General features: G+C 63.3%; 20 protein-coding genes. 4 read left to right on the top strand and 16 right to left on the bottom strand.

Going from position 1 to position 23,015, the window contains the following annotated elements; all coding sequences use genetic code 11:
* Positions 1 to 109: 109 nt before the first annotated feature.
* Positions 110 to 613: a hypothetical protein gene (locus VMA09_18790; GenBank protein HUA35665.1), complete on the bottom strand. Its 504-nt coding sequence runs from the start codon at positions 611 to 613 to the stop codon at positions 110 to 112.
* Between the two features lie 152 nt (positions 614 to 765).
* On the opposite strand from VMA09_18790, the gene VMA09_18785 reads away from it, so the two are divergent.
* The gene (locus VMA09_18785; GenBank protein HUA35664.1) at positions 766 to 1,998 is read left to right on the top strand and encodes an MFS transporter; all 1,233 of its coding nucleotides are present in this window, start codon (positions 766 to 768) and stop codon (positions 1,996 to 1,998) included.
* A 192-nt stretch (positions 1,999 to 2,190) separates the two neighbouring features.
* Positions 2,191 to 3,486, top strand: a complete 1,296-nt coding sequence (locus VMA09_18780; protein ID HUA35663.1) for a class I SAM-dependent methyltransferase — start codon at positions 2,191 to 2,193, stop codon at positions 3,484 to 3,486.
* 100 nt (positions 3,487 to 3,586) lie between these two features.
* Here VMA09_18780 and ftsZ read toward each other — a convergent pair whose 3' ends face one another.
* The 14 genes from ftsZ to mraZ form a co-directional block, all read right to left on the bottom strand.
* On the bottom strand, positions 3,587 to 4,930 hold the full coding sequence (gene ftsZ / locus VMA09_18775) for a cell division protein FtsZ (protein HUA35662.1): 1,344 nt from the start codon (positions 4,928 to 4,930) through the stop codon (positions 3,587 to 3,589).
* A 68-nt stretch (positions 4,931 to 4,998) separates the two neighbouring features.
* Positions 4,999 to 6,219 carry a cell division protein FtsA gene (ftsA, locus tag VMA09_18770; GenBank protein ID HUA35661.1) on the bottom strand — a complete coding sequence of 407 codons (1,221 nt, stop codon included), beginning with the start codon at positions 6,217 to 6,219 and terminating at the stop codon, positions 4,999 to 5,001.
* 2 nt (positions 6,220 to 6,221) lie between these two features.
* On the bottom strand, positions 6,222 to 7,007 hold the full coding sequence (locus VMA09_18765; GenBank protein ID HUA35660.1) for a cell division protein FtsQ/DivIB: 786 nt from the start codon (positions 7,005 to 7,007) through the stop codon (positions 6,222 to 6,224).
* A gap of 21 nt (positions 7,008 to 7,028) precedes the next feature.
* Entirely contained in the window at positions 7,029 to 7,931 is a 903-nt protein-coding gene (gene murB, locus VMA09_18760; protein ID HUA35659.1) for a UDP-N-acetylmuramate dehydrogenase, read from the bottom strand.
* The gene (gene murC / locus VMA09_18755) at positions 7,918 to 9,333 is read right to left on the bottom strand and encodes a UDP-N-acetylmuramate--L-alanine ligase (protein ID HUA35658.1); all 1,416 of its coding nucleotides are present in this window, start codon (positions 9,331 to 9,333) and stop codon (positions 7,918 to 7,920) included. The genes murB and murC overlap by 14 nt, the downstream gene beginning before the upstream one ends.
* Positions 9,330 to 10,412, bottom strand: coding sequence for an undecaprenyldiphospho-muramoylpentapeptide beta-N-acetylglucosaminyltransferase (gene murG / locus VMA09_18750; protein HUA35657.1), 1,083 nt, complete (start codon positions 10,410 to 10,412; stop codon positions 9,330 to 9,332). Before murG ends, murC begins: the two co-directional genes overlap by 4 nt.
* Positions 10,409 to 11,548, bottom strand: a complete 1,140-nt coding sequence (gene ftsW, locus VMA09_18745; GenBank protein HUA35656.1) for a putative lipid II flippase FtsW — start codon at positions 11,546 to 11,548, stop codon at positions 10,409 to 10,411. Before ftsW ends, murG begins: the two co-directional genes overlap by 4 nt.
* A complete protein-coding gene (gene murD, locus VMA09_18740) occupies positions 11,511 to 12,833 on the bottom strand; it encodes a UDP-N-acetylmuramoyl-L-alanine--D-glutamate ligase (GenBank protein ID HUA35655.1) in 1,323 nt (440 codons plus the stop codon). The genes ftsW and murD overlap by 38 nt, the downstream gene beginning before the upstream one ends.
* Before the next feature lie 9 nt (positions 12,834 to 12,842).
* Complete coding sequence (mraY, locus tag VMA09_18735; protein HUA35654.1) at positions 12,843 to 14,048, bottom strand: phospho-N-acetylmuramoyl-pentapeptide-transferase; 1,206 nt, start codon at positions 14,046 to 14,048, stop codon at positions 12,843 to 12,845.
* On the bottom strand, positions 13,951 to 15,474 hold the full coding sequence (locus tag VMA09_18730; protein HUA35653.1) for a UDP-N-acetylmuramoyl-L-alanyl-D-glutamate--2,6-diaminopimelate ligase: 1,524 nt from the start codon (positions 15,472 to 15,474) through the stop codon (positions 13,951 to 13,953). Before VMA09_18730 ends, mraY begins: the two co-directional genes overlap by 98 nt.
* The gene (locus VMA09_18725) at positions 15,471 to 17,522 is read right to left on the bottom strand and encodes a penicillin-binding protein (GenBank protein HUA35652.1); all 2,052 of its coding nucleotides are present in this window, start codon (positions 17,520 to 17,522) and stop codon (positions 15,471 to 15,473) included. Before VMA09_18725 ends, VMA09_18730 begins: the two co-directional genes overlap by 4 nt.
* The gene (locus VMA09_18720; GenBank protein ID HUA35651.1) at positions 17,519 to 17,806 is read right to left on the bottom strand and encodes a hypothetical protein; all 288 of its coding nucleotides are present in this window, start codon (positions 17,804 to 17,806) and stop codon (positions 17,519 to 17,521) included. The genes VMA09_18725 and VMA09_18720 overlap by 4 nt, the downstream gene beginning before the upstream one ends.
* Positions 17,803 to 18,708, bottom strand: a complete 906-nt coding sequence (rsmH, locus tag VMA09_18715; protein HUA35650.1) for a 16S rRNA (cytosine(1402)-N(4))-methyltransferase RsmH — start codon at positions 18,706 to 18,708, stop codon at positions 17,803 to 17,805. The genes VMA09_18720 and rsmH overlap by 4 nt, the downstream gene beginning before the upstream one ends.
* A gap of 18 nt (positions 18,709 to 18,726) precedes the next feature.
* Positions 18,727 to 19,176 (bottom strand): division/cell wall cluster transcriptional repressor MraZ, encoded by a 450-nt coding sequence (gene mraZ, locus VMA09_18710; protein HUA35649.1) that lies wholly within the window; start codon positions 19,174 to 19,176, stop codon positions 18,727 to 18,729.
* Positions 19,177 to 19,483: 307 nt separating this feature from the next.
* Between mraZ and VMA09_18705 the strand changes: the two genes are divergently transcribed.
* Complete coding sequence (locus VMA09_18705; protein ID HUA35648.1) at positions 19,484 to 20,296, top strand: family 16 glycoside hydrolase; 813 nt, start codon at positions 19,484 to 19,486, stop codon at positions 20,294 to 20,296.
* A 58-nt stretch (positions 20,297 to 20,354) separates the two neighbouring features.
* Entirely contained in the window at positions 20,355 to 20,597 is a 243-nt protein-coding gene (locus VMA09_18700) for a hypothetical protein (protein ID HUA35647.1), read from the top strand.
* Positions 20,598 to 20,606: 9 nt separating this feature from the next.
* Here the strand turns inward: VMA09_18700 and VMA09_18695 are convergent, their stop codons facing one another.
* Positions 20,607 to 23,000: a hypothetical protein gene (locus VMA09_18695; protein ID HUA35646.1), complete on the bottom strand. Its 2,394-nt coding sequence runs from the start codon at positions 22,998 to 23,000 to the stop codon at positions 20,607 to 20,609.
* Between the last annotated feature and the right edge of the window lie 15 nt (positions 23,001 to 23,015).

The following is a 23,015-nucleotide window of genomic DNA, read 5'->3' as shown; positions in this document are numbered from 1 at the left end:
AATCGTCTGCGCGTCACCCTTTTGCAGCCATAGAAGGCGCGCGGCGCGCCGTCTTAATGGCGGGCAGGGACGCCCACCCTACTCAATTTTTCAAACTGGAACCGACGCTCTAGCCGCGAACGCGTTCGGTAGCGAAGATGCGCCGCTCTTCCTCGGTCATCTTCTGTCGGATGCGCGAGCCATTGCCGAGATGCCGATATTCGCCGCCCTCTGAGAAATACTCTTCCCACGGTTGCGGCGTCTCCGGCTCATCGGGCGGCTTGTCGCCGATCTTCACGTTCAATACTTTCTCGACGAGGTTTGTATCGTACATCCTGACGGCATCGTAGTCCGTCAGTAGCGCGCAGACCTCGACGCAGATGTAGCATCCGATACATTCCTGGAAGCGATCCTGCACCGGCTGAACGCCGCGGCCCGGCAGTGTGCCCGCGGGCAGGTACTCGATGCATTGGACCGGGCAGAACTCCGGGCACTTGCCGCACGGAAAACACAAGTTGACGTCCATGAATGCGACTTCGCGTGGACGCTTCTTCTTGCGCCCAACCTCGTCGGGCGTTTCAGGAATGCGGTCTTCTTTGAGACGGCGCCGGATGACATCGATCGCATCGCTCATGAATTCACCTGCCTCGATATTCTTAGCCTACGGCGGACCGCATCACGACGGCAACCGCGCGGACTAATCACGCCTGATGCGCAAATAAAAAGCATTCCCGCCTGGCCGCCGAAACCGCTAGAGTCACGAGGTTCGCTTGCGTCGGAGGTGGCATGACCAAACAAGAGTCGCGCGGATGGTGGATCGTCGGCACGCTGTTCGTCTCGTGGTTCCTGGTCTGGGGCGCGGGACCCAGCACCACCTCGGTGTTCTTCCCTGCCGTGCTTAAAACCTTCGGCTGGAGCCGGGCGAAACTTTCGGCAGGATTTTCCGTCGGTGCGTTATCGGCGGGAATCGCCGCGCCGATCGTCGGATGGCTGCTCGATCGCGTCGACGCGCGCAAGGTGATGACGGCGGGTGTGGCGATCACCGTTCTCGCCTACGTGGCACTCAGCCGCATCCAGAGTTTCGGCGAGCTCGTGGCGCTCAACCTCGCGCTCGGCGTCGGCCTCTGCGCATGCACCGGAATTCCCAGCTCGCTGGTGCTGGCCAATTGGTTTCGTGAGCGGCGCGGGCTCGCGATGGGTCTTGCGCTCTCGGGCGCATCGATCGGCGGCGCGATCATGGTCGTTGTGATCAGTTATGTGATTGGCGCGCAGGGATGGCGCTTCGGCGCGATCGTCGTCGCGCTGCCGATGCTTATTGTCGTGATTCCGCTGCTGCTGACCTTTGTGCGCACGCGGCCCGACGAGCGCGCCACCCAAGTGATCGAACGCGAAGCGCCGGCGCTGACCGGCTTCGAAGTGCGGCAGGCATTTTCGACGCGTTCGCTATGGCTGGTGACGCTGCTGCAGTTCCTGGGCTCATCGGTATGGGCGGGAATCGGCCAGCACTTTGTCGCTTATCTCATCGGCATCGGATACACGCCGGTATTTTCGGCGCATATGTTGAGTATCGTGTTCCTCATCACGACGGTTGGAAACCTGCTGTCAGGTCCGGCGGCGGATCGGCTCGGCGCGCGGCGCGCGCTCGCTGTGACCTGGATTCTCGGCGCGATTTCGATGCTGGCGCTGGTGTACGCGACCCATCTCGGCGCGCTCGCAGTTCACGTCGTGCTGTCGGGAATGGTTATCGGCGCGACCGGCGTTCTGACGCCGCTCATCGTGCTCGAATCGATGGGCCTCAAGAACTACGGCGCGCTGATGGGAATCTCCGCGCTCTTCGGCACGCTCGGCTTCGCCGCCGGTCCAATCATAACGGGCAGGATCTTCGACGTGACGCACAGTTACACACTGGCGCTGTGGCTCTTCGTGATCGCGTGCACGATCTGCGTAGTCGCCGCACTCGCCTGCGTCCCCTACGAGCGCGCCCAGGAACGCCTCGCAACAACAACCGCGGCCGCGTAATTCCGCGCTCTGGAATCCCTCTCCCCGACCAGGGAGAGGTCGGCGGCGCATCGCGCCGCCGGGTGAGGGTTGACTGCGTGTGTTCGCCCTTTAAACCAGAGCCAGAGTACCCTCACCCTACCCCTCCCCCTGGTCAGGTCAGGGAGAGGGCAAAGAAAATGCTGGTCAAGGAGAGACGACAGCGTGGTCAGAGTGGACAGCCTGACAATTCGGTCGGTTCGCGACGCGGACTGGCCTGCGCTTCTGGCGCTCGCAGAAAAGTCCGTCGCCGAGATGCCGTCCGCTCCCAGCCAGCGCGAGTGGGCGTCGAATCGACGATCCTTTCCTACGGCCAACGGTGTTCAACGACAGTTCATTGCAACTGCTGACGGACAGGTCGTTGGCTACGCTGGACTGGAACATCGCGGTCAGTGGATGGAAGACGACTATCGACTCTTCGTCGTAGTGGTGCCATCGGATCGTGATTCACTCGGGATTCGACTGCTGGCCCTACTTCGTTCCGAACTGCTGCAGCTTCAGGCGCGGCGTGCGTGGTTCCTCGAGTATGAATCACTGACGCAGTTCAATTCGTGGCTCGAGTCGCAGGGCTTTATGCGAGTTGAGAGCTTCAATCTTGGCGACGGCACAAGCGTCGTCCGCATGGCGATGGACGCGCCGTTCGAGCACGGGGGTACGGTGACGTGGCCGGGCGCTAATCGCGATCGTTTACTGGGTCAGCGTTTTTCTTCAGCGCGGATGGTCGAGAACTATCTCTTTCGTCCACCTTATTCGCCCGAGGTGTTTGAAACGCTTCTGGGCTTCATCAAAGGACATCCACGGGTCGTACTCGACGCGGGGTGCGGTCCCGGAAAAATCACGCTCGGGCTGATCGACAATCTCGAACGAGCCGACGCGATCGATCCTTCGGCAGAAATGCTCCGGCTGGCGCGCAGCTTGCCCAACGGCGCCAACGCAAAGATTCGATGGATAGAATCGAAGCTGGAAGATTCGAAACTGGATCCTCCCTACGGACTGATCGTTGCCGCGCTGAGTCTGCATTGGATGGACCTCGACCAGGTTCTGCCAAAATTTGCTGCAGCACTCGCACCGGGCGCATTCCTTGCCGTGCTGGACGGCGACGCGCCGATCAACGCGCCGTGGGAACGCGACGAAACCGCCTTCTACTCGGATTTCCTGGAGAAAGTTGATGGCAAGCGCCCCTTCGGATGGAAGAACGCGCGCCAGCAGCTCGATCAACCCAAGCTCCTGCATCGCTTGTACAAACCAGTGGGCGTCAGGATCACGCAGCCGACCGAAATCTCACAAACAATCGTCGAATACCTGCGTTGTCAGCATTCGCGCGCAACGTGGTCCGAGGATCACTTGGGAAATGCGGCAACCGCAGACTTCGACGCCGGCATGGAAAAGTTGTTGAGTCGTTATGTGATCGCCGGCCATCTTCACTACGTCGTTCAAACCCGCATCGAGTGGGGCCATCTCTCCGCATGACAGGAGGGGGCAGAGGCGGCGGCTTGCGCCGCCCCTGCGTGGAGAATCCGAGGAGAAAACAGTTAACCTCGGGCGCGCTCAGCGCGCCCTGGCGTAGCAGCTAGTCCAGATGCTTGCGCAGGAAGGTCGGGATATCGAGCTTGTCGTCGCCGTCAACCAGCGAGTTCGGCTCGAGCTTCTCTGCGTCGGCATCATCAGCCGCGGCTTCACCGCGGCGGCGGAACGCCGGAATATCCAGCGTGCTGTCGTCGACGATCATTCCCATCTTGCGCACCGGGCGCGATCCCGGGAACGGCTTGATCTGCGCCGAGGGCGCCGGCGTCGCAACCGGCTGCGGCATCGGCGGCTCGAGCGAATGCATCGGCATCGGCACCTGATGCTGCACGGGCGCCATCGCCTCGGAGGCATCGACGGGCCGCGTCGCCGACGCGGAGATCACGGTCGTGATTGGCGCGCCTGAGCCCGAGTAGCGCGACGTGCCCTTATCGAGATCGCCGAAGCCGGTCGCGATCACAGTGACGCGAATCTCATCGCTGATCTTGTCGTCGATCACGGCGCCGAAAATGATGTTGGCGTCTTCGTGCGCCTCTTCCTGGATGAGGCTCGCCGCTTCGTTGACTTCGTAGAGCGAGAGATCCGGTCCGCCGGTGACGTTGATCAGGAGGCCGCGTGCGCCCTTGATCGAAACGTCTTCGAGCAGCGGGCTCGAGATCGCGCGCTGCGCCGCTTCGACCGCGCGGTTCTCGCCGATCGCCGTCGCCGCGCCCATCATCGCCATGCCCATCTCGGCCATGATCGAGCGCACGTCGGCGAAGTCGAGGTTGATAAGGCCGTGCACCGTCACCAGCTCGGAGATTCCCTTGACCGCCTGGAGCAGCACGTCGTCGGCCTTCTGGAACGATTCCTTGAGCGAGGTATTGCGGCTCGCGACCGAGAGCAACCGTTGGTTAGGAATTGTAATCAGAGTGTCGCAAGCCTTTTTCAGCTCGCGCAGACCTTCTTCGGCCTGGGCCATCTTGCGGCGGCCTTCGAACTGGAACGGCTTGGTGACGACGCCGACCGTGAGCGCACCGACCTCGCGCGCGATACGGCCGATAACCGGCGCAGAGCCGGTGCCGGTGCCGCCGCCCATGCCGGCCGTGACGAACACCATCTCGGCGTCGGCGAGCACTTCGCGGATGCGCTCTTCGTCTTCGAGCGCCGCCTTGCGCCCGATATCGGGCATGCCGCCGCTGCCGCGCCCGCGCGTCAGGTTCTCGCCGATCTGCAGCCGGATCGGCGCGTGATTATTTTGCAGCGCCTGGATATCGGTATTCGCCGCGATAAACTCGACGTTGCGGATACCGACGGTAATCATGTGGTTGACCGCGTTGCCGCCGCATCCGCCCGCGCCGATAACTTTGATCCGCGCTCCCGGATCGGGGTTACTGACCAACTCAATCATCTCAGATCCTCCTCCGCCCACTCCTGGCAATTCCAATTGCCCAGCTAGTTCCCGATGGCCGCGCTGCCTCAAAAGAAGTCCCTCACCCAGTCGCTCAAGCGGGCGCGGAGCCGGCCGATTTTGCCGAACCGCGCGATCCCGTTGCTCACGATACGGCCGCCGCCATTTTGGTAGAGCAGGAGGCCGGCCACCGTCGTGTACATGGGTTTCATCAACTCCTCGGGCATCCCTTTCAGGTTGATCGGCAGTCCGCGCCGCACCGGCAAACCGAACACCCGTTCGGCCAGCTCCTGCGTGCCTTCGAGCAACGACGTGCCTCCGACCAGCACGACCCCCGAAGCCAGACTGTCCGCCACACCCGAGCGCATCAGCTCGCGCTGGACCATCGAGAAAATTTCTTCCATCCGCGGCTCGATTATCTCGCCGAGGATTCGCCGGGCGATGATACGGGGCTCTCGCCCGCCGACGCCCGGCACCTGAACCATTTCATCGCGGCGAACGATCAAATTCGTCGCCACGCCGTAACTGATTTTGAGCCGCTCCGCATCCGAGATCGGCGTGCGCAGTCCGGCGGCCACGTCGCTCGTCAGATGATTGCCGCCGAGCGGCAGCACCGCGGTATGCATCACGGCGCCACCATGAAACACGACGATATCGGTCGTGCCGCCGCCGATATCGATCAGCGCGACGCCGAGCTCGCGCTCTTCTGGAAACAGCGCCGCCTCAGCCGAGGCCAGCGGCTCGAAGACCATCTCGGCCGGCGTCACGCCCGCGCGCTCGCAGCACTTGTTGAGGTTCTGTCCGTAGCTCTGCGCGGCCGTGACGATATGAATCCGGGCCTCGAGCCGCACGCCCGCCATCCCGATCGGCTCGCGCACACCTTCCTGGTCGTCGACGGCAAATTGCTGCGGCAGGATGTGCAGCACCTGCCGATCGAGCGGAATCGCAACCGCGCGTGCCGCATCGATCACGCGATCGACATCGCGCGCGCCGACTTCGCCGCCGCGCACCGCGACGATTCCGTGGCTGTTGAGCCCTCGGATATGCGGCCCCGCAACGCCCGCCACCGCGGCGCCAATTCGCACGCCGGAGCTTTTCTCCGCCTCCTCGATCGCGGCGCGGATCGCGTCGACCGTCGCCTCGATATTCACGACCACGCCCTTGCGCAGTCCGCTGCACGGCGCGACGCCGTGTCCCAGCACGGCGAGCGAGCCGTCACTCAATGACTCGCCGACGAGCGCGCAGACCTTGCTCGTACCGATATCGAGGCCGGTCAGGAGGTTTCGCATCGCTACTGCCTCCTCACTTTCGGACGCGTCCGCGATAAACTCGCAGTCACTTTCGGGGTCGCCTTTTTCACTCCGACGGTCGCGCCGCGCAGCCGCACCACCGCTTCGCCTGGCGTCGTCAGATCGAGCGCCGCGACCAGTTGCTGCTGACCGTCAAGGCGCTTCATCACCTGCTGCGCGCGATCGAGCTCGTGTGGAACGTCGTTGAGATCGATCGTGAGCTCGGTGCGCGCGCGTTCCAGACACAGCGTCGCCGTGCCGTCGTTGTTCACGCGCATCTCGGATATAAGCTGCGCGAGCGTGGTCTCGGCGCGCACCAGCACGGCGGCATCCTCGAGCAGATCGTTGCCGGTGGCATCGTCAGCGACGCCGCTCACGATCGGCAGATCGCCTTGCTCGCGCAGCGCAATCGGTCCGCGCAGCGCGCCGTTGTCGGTGAGCGAATAAAAATCGTCGCCGCGTTTTACGATCGCGATAGGCGGGCCACTCTGGTCCATTTCAGGCACGGTCACGCGATGCGTCACCTGCTGGATCGCGTCTTTGAAGAACGTCGAACGATCGAGCCATCCGGCAACCGAAGTGGAACCGCCCTCGAGCGAAGCGCGTGCGGGTCCAAGCGTGTCGGCGATCGAGCCGGTGAGGCCTGCAAGCGAATCGTTGGCGCGCATGATGATCGCGTGCCCCGCCGTGCTGAAGCCGGCCATCGCACCCATCGCGAAGAAGGCGCAAATCACCATCCCCGCCGTGCGCGGATGCCATCCGGTCTTTTCTCCACTCCGCCTCGCCACCCCGCCTCCGAAAACCGTCAGCTACCAGTCGCCGACGAGCTTGACCTCTGGCTCGAGCCAGACGCCGCTCTGTTCCTTAACTTTGTTCCTCGCCATCTCGATCAGCGCCCGCACCTCAGCGGCCCGCGCCTCTCCAAGATTGACGATGAAATTGGCGTGCTTGTCCGAGAACGCCGCGTCGCCGACGCGCGTGCCCTTGAGTCCCGCGCCTTCGAGCAATTTGCCCGCAAACGTCCCCGGCGGATTCTTGAAAATCGAGCCCGCATTGGGAACGTTGCGCGGCTGGCGCGCTTCGCGCCTGGCATGCAGATCGGCAACGCGCGCGCGCAGATGCTCGCGATTGCCCGGCTGCAACTCGAAGTCGACACGCGTAATCACGAAGTTCTGCGGCAGCTCGGTGCGCCGATAGGCGAACTTCACTTCGTCCTTCGTCAGCGCCCGCAGCTCGCCCGCTTCGGTCACGCCATGCACGAGAGTCACGACCCGCGCGATCTCGCCGCCGAACGCACCCGCATTCATGACCAGGCCGCCGCCGACCGTGCCCGGGATTCCCTCGCCGAACTCGAGCCCTTCAAGGCCCATCTCGACCGCGCCCTTCACCAGCGTGCCGAACTGCGCCGCGGCACCCGCGTAAATTCGATTGCCCTCGATAACGATCCTTCTGAGACCCTCGCCGAGATGAACGACGAGCCCGCGCATCCCGCGATCGCTGATAAGCAGATTCGTTCCCGCGCCGAGGCAAAAGCAGGGCGCATTGGCGCTCCAGGCCGCGGCTTTCGCGGCGCTCAACTCGTCCTCGCTCTCGACAACGAGGAACAGGTCGGCGGGGCCGCCGATGCGAAACGACGTCCACTCGCTGAGCGGCGCGCCGATCCTGAGGCGGTCGCCGAAGCGCGCGCGCAGGTTTTGCTCAAGCCCGCTCATGCGCCTCCTCGCCCAAGGCCGCGAGTATCGCGGGTCCAAGCTTGTTTATATCGCCTGCGCCGAGCGTCGCGATCACGTCGCCCTCGCGCGAGGCCTGCGCGACCGCCGCGGCGGGATCGTCGGCGCCGACATAATGAACGTCGATATGACCGCGCGCGCGAATCGATTCGTACAGCCGGCGCGACGAGACATTTTCGATCGGCTCCTCGCCAGCGGAATAAATGTCGAGCAGCAAAAGCACGTCGGCGTCATCAAACGCCGTCAAGAATTCATCGAACAAATCGCGCATCCGCGTGTAGCGATGCGGCTGAAATACGGCCACGACGCGCCTGCGGAACGCCGCTCGCACAGCAGCCAGCGTCGCGCGGACCTCGGCCGGATGATGCGCGTAGTCGTCGATCACGATTCTTCCACGCGCCTCGCCCTTGATCTCCATGCGCCGTCCGATACCGCCGAACTTGCCGAGCGCTTTCGCCGCGGTGTCGAAGTCGATCCCGATTTGCATCGCCACCGCGATCGCAGCCAGCGAGTTGAGCGCGACGTGCACGCCTGGCATCGGAATCGTCACCGTTCCAAGTTGCTCGCCTTTCAGAATGACGTCAAAGCGCGTCGACAGGCCGTCGATCACGATTCGCTCGGCGCGCAGGTCGGCATCGGGGGCGACGCCGTAGGTGACTATCGGTTTACGGACGTTCGCGAGCAGTCCGCGCACGTTGACGCTGTCGATTCCGAGCACAGCGACGCCATAGAACGGCACGCGATTGATGAAACTCAGAAACGCCTCGCGCACGCGATCCATGTTGCCGTAGTGATCGAGATGCTCAGGATCGATATTCGTGACGATCGCGATCGTCGGCAGCAGGAGCAGAAACGACGCGTCGCTCTCGTCGGCCTCGGCAACCATGAAGTCGCCATGCCCGAGGCGCACGTTGCTGCCGGTGTTGCGGATGTTCCCGCCGACCACGACGGTCGGATCGATACCCGCCTCTTCCATGATGAGGCCGACGAGACCGGTCGTCGTCGTCTTGCCATGCGTTCCCGCGACCGCGACGCCAAGCTTCGCCATTCGCAGCAGCTCGCCGAGCATCTCGGCGCGAGCGACGACGGGAACCTTAAGCTCGCGAGCGCGCACTACTTCAGGATTCGAAAATTTTACCGCCGATGAGATCACGACCGCATCGAGACCTTCGCCGAGATGCGCCGGATGATGCCCCTGCTCGATCGTCGCGCCGAGCGAGGCGAGCCGCGCCGTGGTCGCGCTCTCTTTCATGTCGCATCCGCTGACGCGCATGCCGAGCCGGATGCATAGCTCGGCGATCCCGCTCATGCCGGCGCCGCCGATGCCGATGAAATGCACGCGGCGTTGTCGCGTCAGCAATCCGTTGGGATGAAGCTCGTTCACGCCGCCTGCTCCATTCCCACGAGGTCGAAGCAAACGCGCGCAACACGGCGTGACGCATCGGGGTAAACTCCCTGATGCGCTTTCTGGCCGATCTCAACAAGATGTGAGCGATCCTGCAGCATCGTCCCGATTTCGCGTGCGAGGTTGTCCGCTAGTTTAGCGTCGTCGAGGACTATTGTCGCGCCGCCCAGGCGCTCGATTACGCGCGCGTTGTGCAGCTGCTGCATGTCCTTGTGAAACGGATACGGGACGAAGATCGCGGGGCGGGCCGAGAGCGCGATATCGGTGACGGTCATCGCACCAGCGCGAGCGATGACCAGGTCGGCGCGTTCGAGCGCCGCTGGAATGTCGTCGATAAAAGCGACGACCTCTGCCCTGACCGGCAGATCGCTGTACCCCTGCCTCACCAACACCTCATCCGCCTCCCCAGTCTGATGGACGACGTGCAGATTTATAACACTTTTTGCACAGATTTTGAAAGCGTTAACAACGCCTAAATTCAGGCGATGCGCGCCGGTAGAGCCGCCTAAAACAAGGATTTGGGTTTTATCGTCCATCGTTCGAGGCCCTGACCGATACTCGAATCGAACCGGGTTTCCGGTCACCTCGACCTTGCCGATGCTGAAATATGCGGCAGTCTCGCGAAAGCCGACGCAAATCTTTTTCGCGAAGCGCCACAGGATTTTGTTCGACAGTCCGGGAATCGTGTTTTGCTCCATTAGCACCAGCGGAATTCGCGCCAGAATCGCCGCAACGCCGACGGGTGCAGATGCGTACCCGCCCGCGCCGACGATCAGGTCGGGACGCTCGCGCGCGACCAGCGCGCGTGCAAGTCCGATCGCGCGCACGAACTCGATCGCGGCGCGCACACGTCCCGTCGCTCCGTGACCGCGAATTCCGTGAACGTCGAACAGTTCGAAGCGGTAGCCGCTCTTCGGCAGCCACCTGGCTTCCATTCCTGAGCTCGTGCCAACGAAAAGCACATCAGAGTCGGGATGCTCGCGCTTGATTTCCTCGCCGAGCGCGACGGCGGGGAACAAATGTCCGCCAGTGCCGCCGCCCGCGATAATGAACTTCATCTGACTGCCGGCCGCCTTCCTAACGCGAGCAACGCGCCGAGCGCCGCCATCGCCATCACGATTGCAGTGCCGCCGTAGCTGAGAAAAGGAAGCGGCAGGCCCTTGGTCGGGATCATGCCGATCACGACCGCCATATTGATCAACGCCTGCAATGAAAGCAGCGCCGTAAGTCCAACTGCGAGAAGGCTCGCGAACGGATCGGGCTCGTCGTGCGCGATCTTCATTCCGCGGAACATGATCACCAGGAAGAGCCCGATCACGAGGCCGGTTCCGACGAGGCCAAACTCTTCGCCAATCACGGCAAACATAAAGTCAGTATGCGCCGCAGGCAGGTAGAACATCTTCTGCCGTCCCGCGCCGAGGCCGACGCCCCATTTGCCGCCCTCGCCCAGTGCGATGAACGATTGCGTCAACTGAAACCCCGCGCCGCGCGCCGTATGCCACGGATCCATGAAGGTGGTGAGCCGCTTCATGCGATACGATTTTGAGACCGCCTGCATGACAAGCACTGCGAGTGCGCCGCTGCCGGCGATGCCGAGATGCAAGAGGCTTGCGCCTGCGGCGAAGAGCATCGCGAACAGCACCAGCGCGATCATCACGGTGTTGCCGAAGTCAGGCTGCTTCAGCACCAGCAGCGCGATCGGCGCGACGATGATGAACACGGGCAGTGGGCCGCGGGTGAAACTTTTCATGCGCTCGCCGCGGCCGCTCAGATATTCGGCGAGGAAAAAGACCAGCGCGATTTTGATGAACTCCGACGGCTCGAGCACTATCGGCCCGAGATGGAACCATCGGCGGGCGCCGCCGCGCACCTGCCCGAGTCCGGGAATCCACAAGCAGACAAGGAGCACCGCCGAAAGAATCGCGAGCGGCATCACGATCTTGCGCAGCCCATAAACCGAGAACTGCGAGAGCACGAACAGCACGCCGAACCCGGCTGCGACGTGCACGAGTTGAAGTTTGAAGAAATGAAAACTGTCGCCGGTTTTCTCGATACCGAGGAAATAGGTGGTGTTCAGCACCATCAGGAGGCCGAGGATGACGAGCGCCGCCGCCGGCACCCACAGCCACGGATCGGGGCGGCGCGAGCCTACGGTCTCAAAGCGCGCGAACCAGTTCTTCAAATACTTTGCCACGATGTGCGTAGTCCTTGAACTGATCGAAGCTCGAACATGCGGGCGACATTAACACCGAGTCACCAGGGCGGGCCGCGCGCGCGGCTTGGTTGACGGCATCCTTGAGCGTGGGCACGACCGCGATCTCGGTCGCACCTGCAAGCGCATCGCGCATCTTGTCGCGCGCGGCGCCGTTGAAAATCGCGAGCCTGACTTTTTCGCCGAGGGGCGCGCGCAGCGGCGAATAATCCCCGCCCTTATCTACCCCGCCGGCGATCAGGATTATCGGCGCGGGTGTCGCGTCGAGCGCTTCGACGACGGCGCCGACATTGGTGCCCTTGGAATCGTCGATCCAGCGCACGCCGTTCTTCTCGTGCACGAGTTGAATGCGATGCGCGAGGCCTTTGAACTCCGACAACGCGTGTTCGATGACGTGCGGCTCGACACCCATCGCTAAGGCCGCGCCGGCGGCGGCCATCGCGTTTGCGATATTGTGGCGGCCGGTCAAATGAAAGCCGTCGAGATTTATCTGCCCGTGATGGCTCCCGAAGTCGAAGACGATCGCGCGTTCGACCGGCCAGAGGGCGGAGCGAAACTCGGGCTTGCTCATTCCGAACGTGACTACGTGTGAGCGGACCTCACGCGCGAGCTTGAAGACGTTGGGATCGTCGCGATTCAGGATCGCAAAGTCGCGCGCATCCTGGTTCTCGAAGATCCGCGCCTTGGCGCGGCCGTAGTCTTCGAGTCCGTCGTAACGATCGAAATGATCGTCAGTCAGGTTCAGATGAATCGCGACGCGCGGATGGAATCGGTCGACCGTTTCGAGCTGGAAGCTCGAGACCTCGGCCACGACGACGCCGTAGTCGGCGCCGACCGCGTCGACGAGCGGCGTGCCGAGGTTGCCGCCGACGAACGTGCGGCGTCCCGCGGCCTTCATGATCTCGCCGAGCATTACCGTGACGGTACTCTTGCCGTTGGTGCCGGTGATCGCCGCGATCGGAGCCTTGATGAAACGGCACGCGAGCTCGATCTCGCCGATCACGGAGATGCCGCGCGCCGCCGCGCCCGCGAGCAACTTCGAATCGCGCGGCACACCGGGGCTGGCGATCACGAGGTCAACGCCGTCGAGCCACGAATCGCTCTCGGCGCCGAGATGAACTTCGCCGGTGGGAAGATTCGCGCGATCGAGATTCGGGTTGCTGTCGGTCAGCACGAGATGAGCGCCGCGAGCTGCGACGAAGCGCGCCGCGTCGCGGCCGCTCACGCCCAGTCCCACGATCATCACGCGCTTTCCCGACAGTTCCATCTATTCCATCTATCGAATCTTGAGCGTGCTGAGCGCGACCAGTCCGCACACGATCGAAATGATCCAGAACCTCACGACTACGACGGTCTCGGGCCATCCGCTGAGTTCAAAGTGATGATGAATGGGAGCCATCTTGAAGAAGCGCTTGCCGCCGGTGAATTTGAAGTAGTAGCGCTGGATCAGCACCGATACCGTTTCGAGCACGAACACACCGCCCGCGATCACGAGCGCCAGCTCCTGCTTGGCGAGCACGGCGACCATGCCGAGCGCGGCGCCGAGCGCCAGCGCGCCCACGTCGCCCATCATCATCGAGGCCGGATACGCGTTGAACCAGAGGAAGCCGAGCGACGCCGCGATCAGCGCCGAGCAGAAAATCGAAATTTCACCGGCGCCGGGTACGTGCTGAATCTGCAGGTAAGCGGCCAGCTTGAAGTTGCCCGCGGTCCACGAAAAAACCAGGTAGCAGAATGCGACTGTCATCACCGGGCCGATCGCCAGACCGTCGAGTCCGTCAGTCAGGTTGACAGCGTGTGACGATCCCACGATGACGAGCATCGCGAACGGGATGTATAGCCACACGTGCAGATTGGGATTGACGTTCTTGAGGAACGGCACCGTCAGATGGGTATCGAAACCAAGTCCCCAGAAGAGCCAGGTCGCCGCGATAAACGCGCACGAGAATGTCGCGATCATCTTTACGCGCTCGCTGAGCCCGTTGCCCTTGCCGCGCGTCAGCTTCAGATAGTCGTCGGCGAACCCGATCGCACCGAAACTCACGGTAACGAAGATCGCAAGCCAGACATAAGGATTCGTGATGTTGGCGAGGAGCAGCGTCGCGAACAGCGCCGACGCGCAGATCATCAATCCGCCCATCGTCGGAGTGCCGGCTTTCTTCTGATGCGCCGCGGGAACGACTTCGCGGATCGTCTGCCCGATGTGCATCGCGCGGAAGCGATCGATCAGCACCGGGCCGAGCACGAGCGACATCGCAAACGATGTCAGCCCCGCCAGCACCGAGCGGAAGGTCTCGTAGCGCAGGACGTTGAGTCCCACGTGCAAGGTGTGCAGCGGATAGAGCAGAAGATAGAGCATGACGATCGCGCCGAGCGCGATGCTCTCAAATTTGCCTACGTGCCATCGCGTCCGCAACTTCTCGGACGACGGTGCGATCGTCGAACTGGAGTACTCGGCTTCCGACGAGCTGATAATCCTCATGCCCCTTCCCCGCCACGATTACCGCGTCGCCCGGCCTGGCTGCTTCCAGAGCCAGGCGGATCGCGCTTCTGCGGTCGGGCTCGACGAGATAACCGCGCTCCCCCGAGCGCGCATCGCCAAGCCGCGACAAGTTTGACGCCACCAACCCCTGCTCGACTTCCGCGATTATACTCAGCGGATCTTCAGTGCGCGGATTGTCGGAGGTGAGCACGGGCAGGTCAGCAATTCGGCCGGCGATCTCACCCATAATCGGACGCTTGCCCCGATCGCGATCGCCGCCGCATCCGAAGACGCATATGACACGGCCTTTGCAGAGGCCGCGCAGCGTCTTCAGCACCGCTTCGAGCGCGTCGGGCTTATGGGCGTAATCGACCAGCACCGTCACACCCGGTGTGGCCGGCACAGCCTCCATTCTGCCGGGGGCCCCTGGGCATCGCCGCACACCTTCCGCCACCGCCGCCGTTTCGATGCCCAGGGCCACCGACAGAGCGGAGGCGCCGAGGACATTGAGCAGATTGATCTCGCCGACCAGCGGCGAGGTGATTTCGATTTTCTTGCCGAGTACAGAAATCGTCGCGCGGATTCCGTCGAGCCCGGCCGAGTAACTCTCGGGATGTGCATCGAGCGCGCGATCGAGGCCGAAGCTCACCTTGTGCGTCTTCACTGCGGCTAGAATCCGCTTGCCGTAGGGATCGTCACCGCGCACGACCGCGATCGGATCGGCGCTCAGGCTTCGTGGCAGGATCTCGGTGAAGAGCCGGAGCTTCGCCTGGAAGTAGTTTTCCATCGTGCCGTGATCATCCAAGTGATCGCGGCCAAGGTTGGTGAAACCACAGGCGCGGAAATTAAGTTCCTCGACTCGCCCGCCTGCGATTCCCATCGAAGAGACTTCGGCGGCGACGTGGCGGATTCCCTCGCGCTCCATCGCGGCGAGCGAGGACTCGAAATCGATCGATTCGGGCGTGGTGAGGCCGTGATAGAGCGTCTTGCCGCGCGCGAAGATCCCGATCGTGCCGATTATTCCGGCCGGCATGCCCGCGGCCTCCAAGATCGAAGCCAGGATATAAGTGGTCGTCGTTTTGCCCGCCGTGCCGGTTACTCCCACCAGCTCGAGGCGGCGGCTCGGCGCATTGTAGAAGCGCGAGGCGACCGCGCCCATCAGAAGGCGCGGCCGCTCGCACTCCACCAAGATCATCGCGGGGCGCGCGGTTTCCTCATCCCATCCACTCACCACCGCCGCCGACGCCCCGCGTCTGAATGCGTCCTCTACGTTTGCCCGCGCACGCGACAGATCGCGCGCGGTCGAGAAGAACAGATCTCCGCGACCAACCTTTCGCGAGTCATACGCAAGACCCGAAATCTCCACATCCGTGCCCCCCACGATCCGCCCCACATCCAGGCCTTCGAGCAGTTCACCTAGTTTCACCGCCCTCCCCTGGAGTTCATTGCTACGTGGATCAGCCTGCCGGCTTTGCGCTCCGGCAGCGCATCGGTACTCGAGGCCAGCTCGAGCTTGATCGTCGAATGGTTGAGCGGCGCGCCGGGCGCAGGCTCTTGCGATACAACGTAGCCGCTGCCCTGGAGCTCGACCGTCACGCGCAAGCGCTTGGCCGCATCGATCGCGCGTCTGAGGCTCATGCCGGAAAAATCAGGCGTCTGCGAAACAAGCTTTTTGCCGGTAAGCACTGGAATGAAGTCGTCGCTATCGGACATCGCGAGCACGCCGCGCCGCGTCTTCTGCGGATGCAGGAGCTTGGTTGGAATGATGCTCGCTTCTTCATAATCGGGAGTCGGCGGCGTGATGCCAAGATCGCGCACCGCGCCCGACGCGATCTGGCTGAAGACGGGCGCCGCGACGAGTCCGCCGAAGTGGCCGTGGCCGACATCATATAGCACGACCAGGATCAGCAGCCGCGGATCGTCGGCGGGCAGAAATCCGACGAACGAGCTGACATGACGATTCTGGAAGTAAGTTCCGTTTTCGGGATTCACCATTTGCGCCGTGCCGGTCTTGCCCGCGACCAGGAATCCGTCGACCTGGGCCTTGTGCCCGGTGCCGTCCGGACCATTGACGACATTGCGCAGGAGCAGATTCATCTGATGCGCGACGTCGGGCGAGATCGCGCGGCGCACGATCTGCGGCGGATGCTCCAGCACTTCGCCGCCGTCGGCATCGAACGCCGCGCGCACGATATGCGGGCGAACGATATTGCCGCCGTTGGCGATCGCCGCGTACGCGACCGCAAGCTGCATCGGTGTCACCGCGACGCCCTGGCCGAAGCCGTGATTGGCGAGATCGATCTGACGCCAGCCCTTGGGCTTGTTGAGCAGGCCCGCCGCTTCGCCGGGCAGATCGATCCCGGTGCGCTGGCCGAGGCCGAAGGCGCGCAGACCCTCATAGAAACGCTCGGAACCGAGCGAGAGCGCGATTTTCGCCGCGCCGATATTCGACGAGACTTCGATGATGCCGCCAAGGTCGAGGTATCCGTGCGGCGAGTCGTCATGGATCGTGCGCCGATCGACGGTCCAGCGGCCACCCTCGCAATAGATTTGCTTGTTGGGCGTAATCACACCGTCGGCGAGCGCGATCGAGGCGAGTATACCCTTCATCGTCGAGCCCGGCTCGAACGCATCCTGCACCGCGGCGTTATGCAGCCGGTCGTGGATATTGTTCGGATCGGCGTTAACGTTCGCCATCGCGATCACGGCGCCGGTAAACGGATCGAGCACGATCGCCGCGCCATGCTTGGCGCCGCTTTGCTGCACTTCGTTCGCCAGCTCCGATTCCGCAAGCGACTGGATCGACGAATCGATCGTGAGCTCGAGCCGTGCCCCCGGCTCTGGCGCCTTGAGCGCCAGCGGCGTGTCGAGAATCGGCTTGCCAAGCGCGTCGTGATAGACGTGCAGCGCGACCTGTTCGCCGCGCACCTGCCTGTCGTACTCGAGCTCCAACCCGGAGAGCCCCTGACCGTCCATCCCAGCCAACCCCACCACCGACGCGGCCAGGTTGCTCTCCGGGTAGAAGCGCTTGTACTCGCTCAGCGTGCCGACGCCTTCGATTCCGAGCGCCTCGACCGCCTGCGCCTTCTCGGGCGCGATACGACGCGCCAGCCACACGAACGGCGCGGGCTTGTGAATTTCATTTTCGAGCTGCGCGGGCGTCAGGCCAATCGCAGCCGCGAGCTTGGCGCGTTCAGCATCCGTCGAGTTTTCGAGGAGCTGCTTCGGGTGCGCATAGACCGAGCGCGTGTCGGCCGACAGCGCGAACGGCGCGCCGTTGCGATCGACGATCGGACCGCGCGCGGCTGCTAACTTCTCGTCCTCGGTATGCTCACTGTTGGCGAGCGAATCGAGCCGCGAGCCGTCGAATGCGACCAGCGCGACCAGGCGCAGCATCGCCAGCGCGAAGAGCCCGGCGAGGGCGAAGGTCAGCGCACCCACGCGGGCGCGGCGCTGTTTGGCCGCGACGTTCACGGCACCATCACGATCTGCCCGCGGGTTGGCGGAGCGAGATTGTATTTGGCGGCGAGCGTGCGCAGCCGCTCATGCGAGCTCAGTTGCGCCTCGGTCATCCACAAGTAGCGATTTTCGTCTTCGAGTTTTGCGTTCTCCGCGCGCAGCGCCGAGATGCGGTAGCCCTCGCGCGTCGCTTCGAGGCGAACCATCAGCGTCGTGAAGCCAACGATCGCGATCAGCCCGCACAGAACCGCGGGCACCGCCTTCGAGGGCGGCTTGGCCGGCCGCTTGCGCGCGCTCATGACGCGTTCCTTTCGAGGCATCGCAGCCGGGCGCTGCGGGCGCGCGGATTCGCGGCGGTCTCGGACGCTGAAGGCTTCATCACCTTGGTGGTGACGCGGGCGAAGTTGCCGTCGGAGCTGAGCTCGCGAAAACGCTCCTTCACCGGGCGATCCTCGAGCGAGTGATACGAAATGATCACCAGCCTGCCGCGCGGCACGAGCATCTCAGGCGCCTCGCGCAGAAATCGCGCCAGCCTTTCCATCTCGTGATTCACCGCGATACGCAGCGCCTGGAAAGTGCGGGTCGCAGGATGCACGCCGCCGCGGCGCTGCGGCCCGAGCGCGCGCTCGACCAGGGCGCGCAATTCGCCCGTGGTCTCGATACGGCGGCGTCGACGGGCCTCCACGATCGTCTTGGCGATCCGCCTGGAGGCCCGCTCTTCGCCGTAGGTGTAGATGATCCGCGCCAACTCCGCCTCCGCTTCCTCATTGACCACGTCGTAGGCACGCATGCCCTGCGACTGGTCCATCCTCATGTCGAGCGGACCATCCGACCTGAAACTGAACCCGCGCTCGGCATCGTCGAGCGCGAAACTGCTCATCCCCAAATCCGCGAGGATCGCATCAGCCGCGGGAAAGCCGGCCTCGCGCATGATCGCGGCGATATCGCCGAAGTCGCCGTGGCGCAGCGTCGCACGATCGCCGAACGGCGCGAGCCGTTCGCGGGCCGCTTCGAGCGCGCTCTCATCGCGATCGATCCCGAGCAGACGCGCGCGTGTGCGCGCGAGCATCGCCTCGGCGTGCCCGCCCATGCCGAGCGTCACATCAACGATAGCGAGCGGGCCGTGTGCGCAAAGCAAATCGCACACCTCCCCAACCATCACCGGCACATGCTTCCGGCCCGCTCCTTCGTCGTTTCTCACTGCCAGCGCCATCGCCCGTCAAATCCCAAGCTTCGCGTAGAACTGCGGATCTTTCATCTTCTCTTCGTTCGCGGTGCGCATGCGCTCGAAGAATTCCTTGTTCCAGAGCTGAAAATGATCGCGGCGGGCCGAGAACACCACGTCGCGCTCGAGCTTGGCGTGATTGCGCAACACCTCGGGAATCAAGATGCGCCCCTGGCGATCGACGGGGACTTCAAACGCGCCCCCGATATAAAAAGTCTCAAACGCCTGCATGTCTGGATCGAAGCTCGCCTTCTCGCGTACCTTGGTGAGCAAGGTTTCCCAGTTCGAGGGAGGATAAACCTCAAGGCAGGCTTCGCGATCGAAATAGAAGTTGGTGACGTAGAGGCTATCGTGGCCTTCGCGCGTGAGGATATCGCGGAAACGAGCCGGGATAGCGACTCGGCCCTTATCATCAATCGCATGTTCGTACCGCCCGTTGAACACCGCGACTCCTCCATTACGCCCCACAATCTCCCACTCTCAACCACCAAGGTCAAGGAGAATGCGTCGCGTTACAAAAAAAAACATCACTAGACCCAAGTTATGTATGCGAAAAAAAGGCGAAAACAGGATCCGATCCTAATACTCAGTAGGTGCTCTCCATTCCGGCCCCATACCGAAGAATCTTCCTATCTTCAGGGATTATTGGCTTGACAGCAGCGCCCGTCATTGGCGAAACTCGCGCCGATTCTCGCTTTCTACACTTCATAACTTAAATCGCCTCGGAATCGCGGCGGAGGAAGGATAGACGATGACAGGAAGTAGTTGGCTGCGGAGCGCCGCAGTCGCGACAGCGGGCGCGGTCGCGATCGTGCTGGTGATGAGCCCCGCCGCTCATTCAAGAGGTAAGAAGAAGGCCAAGGAGACGCCGACCCCCACGGCGACACTGACGCCGACGGCGACGCCCACACCTGAGCAGAAAGTATGGAATTTCGATTCCGATAAGGCCGGCAACGTGGCACAGGGATGGAAGGCGATCGAGGGCGACTGGACGGTGATTCCCGATCCGAGCGCGCCGAGCCAGCCTAATACGTTCGGCATCGAAGCCGGGAGCCTCGTGTCATCGCTGACGCATGCGCTGGAGTACTATCCAATCGCGATCTTTGACGATCCCAAGGAATATGGCGATCTCACCCTGGAAGCTTCGTTCAAGTCGGTGGGTGGCCGCTTCGATTGCTCAGGCGGTCTGATTTTCCGGTACGTCGATGCTTCGAACTACTACGTATTGTCCGCAGGATGCCCGAGTGACTATTTCGCGATTTCGCGCGTGACGGCGGGCAAGCTCGAAGTCCTGAAGCAGCAGGTGGTTCCGACCGACAAGGACACCTGGTACAAGCTCAAGGTGATCGCGCAGGGCGGCCATTTCACGGCCTACGACAACGACAAAATGGTCTTCGACATCGACGACTCGAAGATCGCCAAGGGCAAGATCGGACTGTGGACCCGCGATGATTCCCAAGCGCGCTTTGATAACGTGACGCTCACGATCATGGACAACTTCGAAGCTGCAAGTCCCTCCGGCGAGGCATCGGCCTCAGCGCCGGCGCTTCCGCCACCTCCATGACCTGAACCCGGAACCTGAAAAGGGCGGAGCACCTTGCATAGAAGGGCTCCGCCCTTTAATGTTTGAACTGATGGAAAATCAGCAGCCAGAGGCGCCGCTCCAGATCAATGAACTTCGCGGGTTCGAGTTCGTGCTCGAGATGTTCCGCGGCATAGGTGCGCTCCTTGGGATGGGAATTCTCTGGGCTCTCGAGATCGTTCGTAACCGGTATTTTCGGCTGCTCGATCGGCTCAATTTCCGGCCGCGCCGCAAGCGCGCCAGTGCCTTCCCGCCCGGACCTAAGCAAAAGCGCGCCGCCTAGGCTCGCATCTCACTTAAACCGACTATTTGGATCGCGAGCGTGGCGACGCATTGGCGCGTGTGAGCTTGCCGGTTCAACGATCGAGATCGGTTGGCGCGGCGGCTGCGCCGCACCGAGATTATCGTCGAGCAGTTGCGCCAGGTAGCGCGCGAGCCGCTCGTCGAGCACTTGCACGAGAGCGTCGGTCTGCGATGCCTGGATAATCTTGAGCACCCCTTCGAGCCGGCGCCCCGTGTCGTGCTCGCGAATCAGCGCGGCGATCACGCTCTGCGAAAGCGCGGCTAGCTTGGAGTTGATCGCGCGCCGCAGGCGATCCAGCAAATCGCTAAGCGCCTGGCGCGGCGGCTCAGTGCCGAGCGTGAACGAACATCCGGGGCAGCGCGGCATCGTCTCAGGCGCGAGCGGTCCGTCGAAGTCGCAGCGCCGAACGCGAGTGGCGACCAGCTTCACCGCGGCGTCGAGCTCCGCCGATACGGGCGGACCGAGCGCGCTTATCGCGTTCAAGCGCGTGAGGGCCTCGAGATGCCGCCGCGCATCTTCAGCGATCGGATCAAGGCGCGCGAGCTCAGCGCGCCAGTTTTCGTGCGCGACGCAATAGAGTTGAACATAGGTCCACTTGAATTTCTGAAAACGCGCTTCGAGCGCCTTGAGCGCGCGTGGAATCGCGCTCAGGGCGCGCGGGCTGGTTTCGATCGCGAGCAGCTCGCATTCAGTCTCGAGCGCAACGATCGCGCCGTCGCGGCCCGAAGGCAGCTCGCTCGAGGCGCGCAGGCCGGTGGCTTTCAGGTACTCGCGCATCGTAGCCAATCGTGGAATCGCCGCTGCCGCAGCCGCGATCGCCTCGTAAGCCGCCACCGTCTTGAGCGCAGCTTCGGCGCGCGCGGAATCGGCGCCAAGCTCGATCAACCCTCGCGCTGAGCCTTGTGCGAGCGCGACAAACTCGGCGATCGTTCGCGATTGTTCCGCACTCGTCGTCATTCCCGATTCGCGCACCGCGCCCGCGAGTAAACGCTCGACGCCAATCGCGGCGTCCGCCCTCGAGCCCATCGCATTTTCGAGGCGCTTCAGCTTGGCGCTTAGCTCCGGCAGCTCGCGCGACGCGCTGAGCGCAGGATCGAAGCGCCGCACCAGCTTGAGCGCCGAGTTGAAGCGCGCGACCTCAGGCACCGCCGCTGCCGATGGATCGAACCGCGCGCCGTCAGCATCAAATCGAATCACGCCGCGCGTCCGCGCCGCGAGCTGGTCGAGCACGCCTTCGATGGCATTGCGCGTCCACGACTCGCCGACCCGTTGCGCGAGCGAAGGCAGGCGCGCCTGGATCTCAGTGAGCGTCAATGATGCAGTCACACCCGCAAGATGCTCGACGACCAGCGTGTCGACAATCTCGCGCGCGAGCTCAGCCTCGTTGCCGACATAAGCCTGGGCCGCATCGCGAATGATCGCGAGCGCATCGGTGCCCGAATCACCGAGCCGCGCAGTCGCTGCGAATGCGAGGAGATCCGCTGGATAAATGAGCCGCTCAACGCGCTCGCGATTAGCCTGCTCCGCACCCAGCGCGATACGTGCGACGCGGGCAAACGTGAGTGGCGGTCCAGCAATCCCGGGCAGCGCCGCGGCCGCATGGGGATGAAATGGATAGATGCCGAGCGGATCGAATCCGCGCATCTCCATCCCGGCGTATGCGCGCGCAACCAGAGCATCGGCGCCCTCGCCAAGCTCGCGCGTGCGGCGAATCGCCGCGCCGATGCCTTCGATCGAATCGGCGGGAGCGACTTCGAGCGCCTGCGCCGCGCGCGGACCGCGACTGCGCGCCGCGATTATCAGATTTAAGCGCGCGCGTTTCGCATTCGCTGCGACCTCGGCGATGGTCTCAACGTAATCGTCAACCGCCCGGCATTCGGCGAGCCCGCAATCGATCGCGATCGTCAGGGCATGAAAGCCCACGCGCGCCGCCTGCTGGAGCGCGACCTGGAGCGCCGCCGCGCCACGCATCGTGCGCCACAACTCGTCGCCGCGCGCGCCGATCTGCTCTGCGATCGCGCTCAGCAGATAGGCCTCGAGCTCGGAAGCGCCGACGCGGCCTGCCAGTTCGATTCCGCACGTGAGCCGCCTTGACGATTCGGCCGTCATCGCGCCGGCGCGATTCTGCAGCGCGAGCAGATAATTCAGGAAATGAGTCTTGCCGCATCCCGCAGGACCGCTGACCCAGAAGACCGCGCCCCGCGCGCTTTCGAGATGCTGATTGAACCTGAGCCACGCCCGCTCCGCAGCGCGCGTCATGACAAAGGTCTCGACGCTTTGCGAGCGCGGCGACGAATCGAGCTCGAGGCGATCCGGGATGTCGGCGTCGCGCACTACATAGCCCGACGCAGACCAGGCTCGCATCCCCCTTTGCCATGCCATGTCTTAGGTTAAATC

The sequence above is a fragment of the Candidatus Binataceae bacterium genome, from assembly GCA_035508495.1.
GTDB lineage: Bacteria > Desulfobacterota > Binatia > Binatales > Binataceae > JASHPB01.
This window is presented reverse-complemented; position numbering and strand designations above follow the sequence as displayed.

Excerpts from the sequence above, each read along its gene's own strand:
- ftsA (HUA35661.1), bottom strand. The coding sequence starts at position 6,219 with ATGCGAAACCTCCTGACCGGCCTCGATATCGGTACGAGCAAGGTCTGC.
- VMA09_18720 (HUA35651.1), bottom strand. The coding sequence starts at position 17,806 with ATGAGCGCGCGCAAGCGGCCGGCCAAGCCGCCCTCGAAGGCGGTGCCC.
- murB (HUA35659.1), bottom strand. The coding sequence starts at position 7,931 with ATGAGCGGGCTTGAGCAAAACCTGCGCGCGCGCTTCGGCGACCGCCTC.
- VMA09_18700 (HUA35647.1), top strand. The coding sequence starts at position 20,355 with ATGTTTGAACTGATGGAAAATCAGCAGCCAGAGGCGCCGCTCCAGATC.
- ftsZ (HUA35662.1), bottom strand. The coding sequence starts at position 4,930 with ATGATTGAGTTGGTCAGTAACCCCGATCCGGGAGCGCGGATCAAAGTT.
- VMA09_18785 (HUA35664.1), top strand. The coding sequence starts at position 766 with ATGACCAAACAAGAGTCGCGCGGATGGTGGATCGTCGGCACGCTGTTC.
- VMA09_18695 (HUA35646.1), bottom strand. The coding sequence starts at position 23,000 with ATGGCATGGCAAAGGGGGATGCGAGCCTGGTCTGCGTCGGGCTATGTA.
- murD (HUA35655.1), bottom strand. The coding sequence starts at position 12,833 with ATGGAACTGTCGGGAAAGCGCGTGATGATCGTGGGACTGGGCGTGAGC.
- VMA09_18705 (HUA35648.1), top strand. The coding sequence starts at position 19,484 with ATGACAGGAAGTAGTTGGCTGCGGAGCGCCGCAGTCGCGACAGCGGGC.
- VMA09_18790 (HUA35665.1), bottom strand. The coding sequence starts at position 613 with ATGAGCGATGCGATCGATGTCATCCGGCGCCGTCTCAAAGAAGACCGC.
- murG (HUA35657.1), bottom strand. The coding sequence starts at position 10,412 with ATGAAGTTCATTATCGCGGGCGGCGGCACTGGCGGACATTTGTTCCCC.
- mraY (HUA35654.1), bottom strand. The coding sequence starts at position 14,048 with ATGAGGATTATCAGCTCGTCGGAAGCCGAGTACTCCAGTTCGACGATC.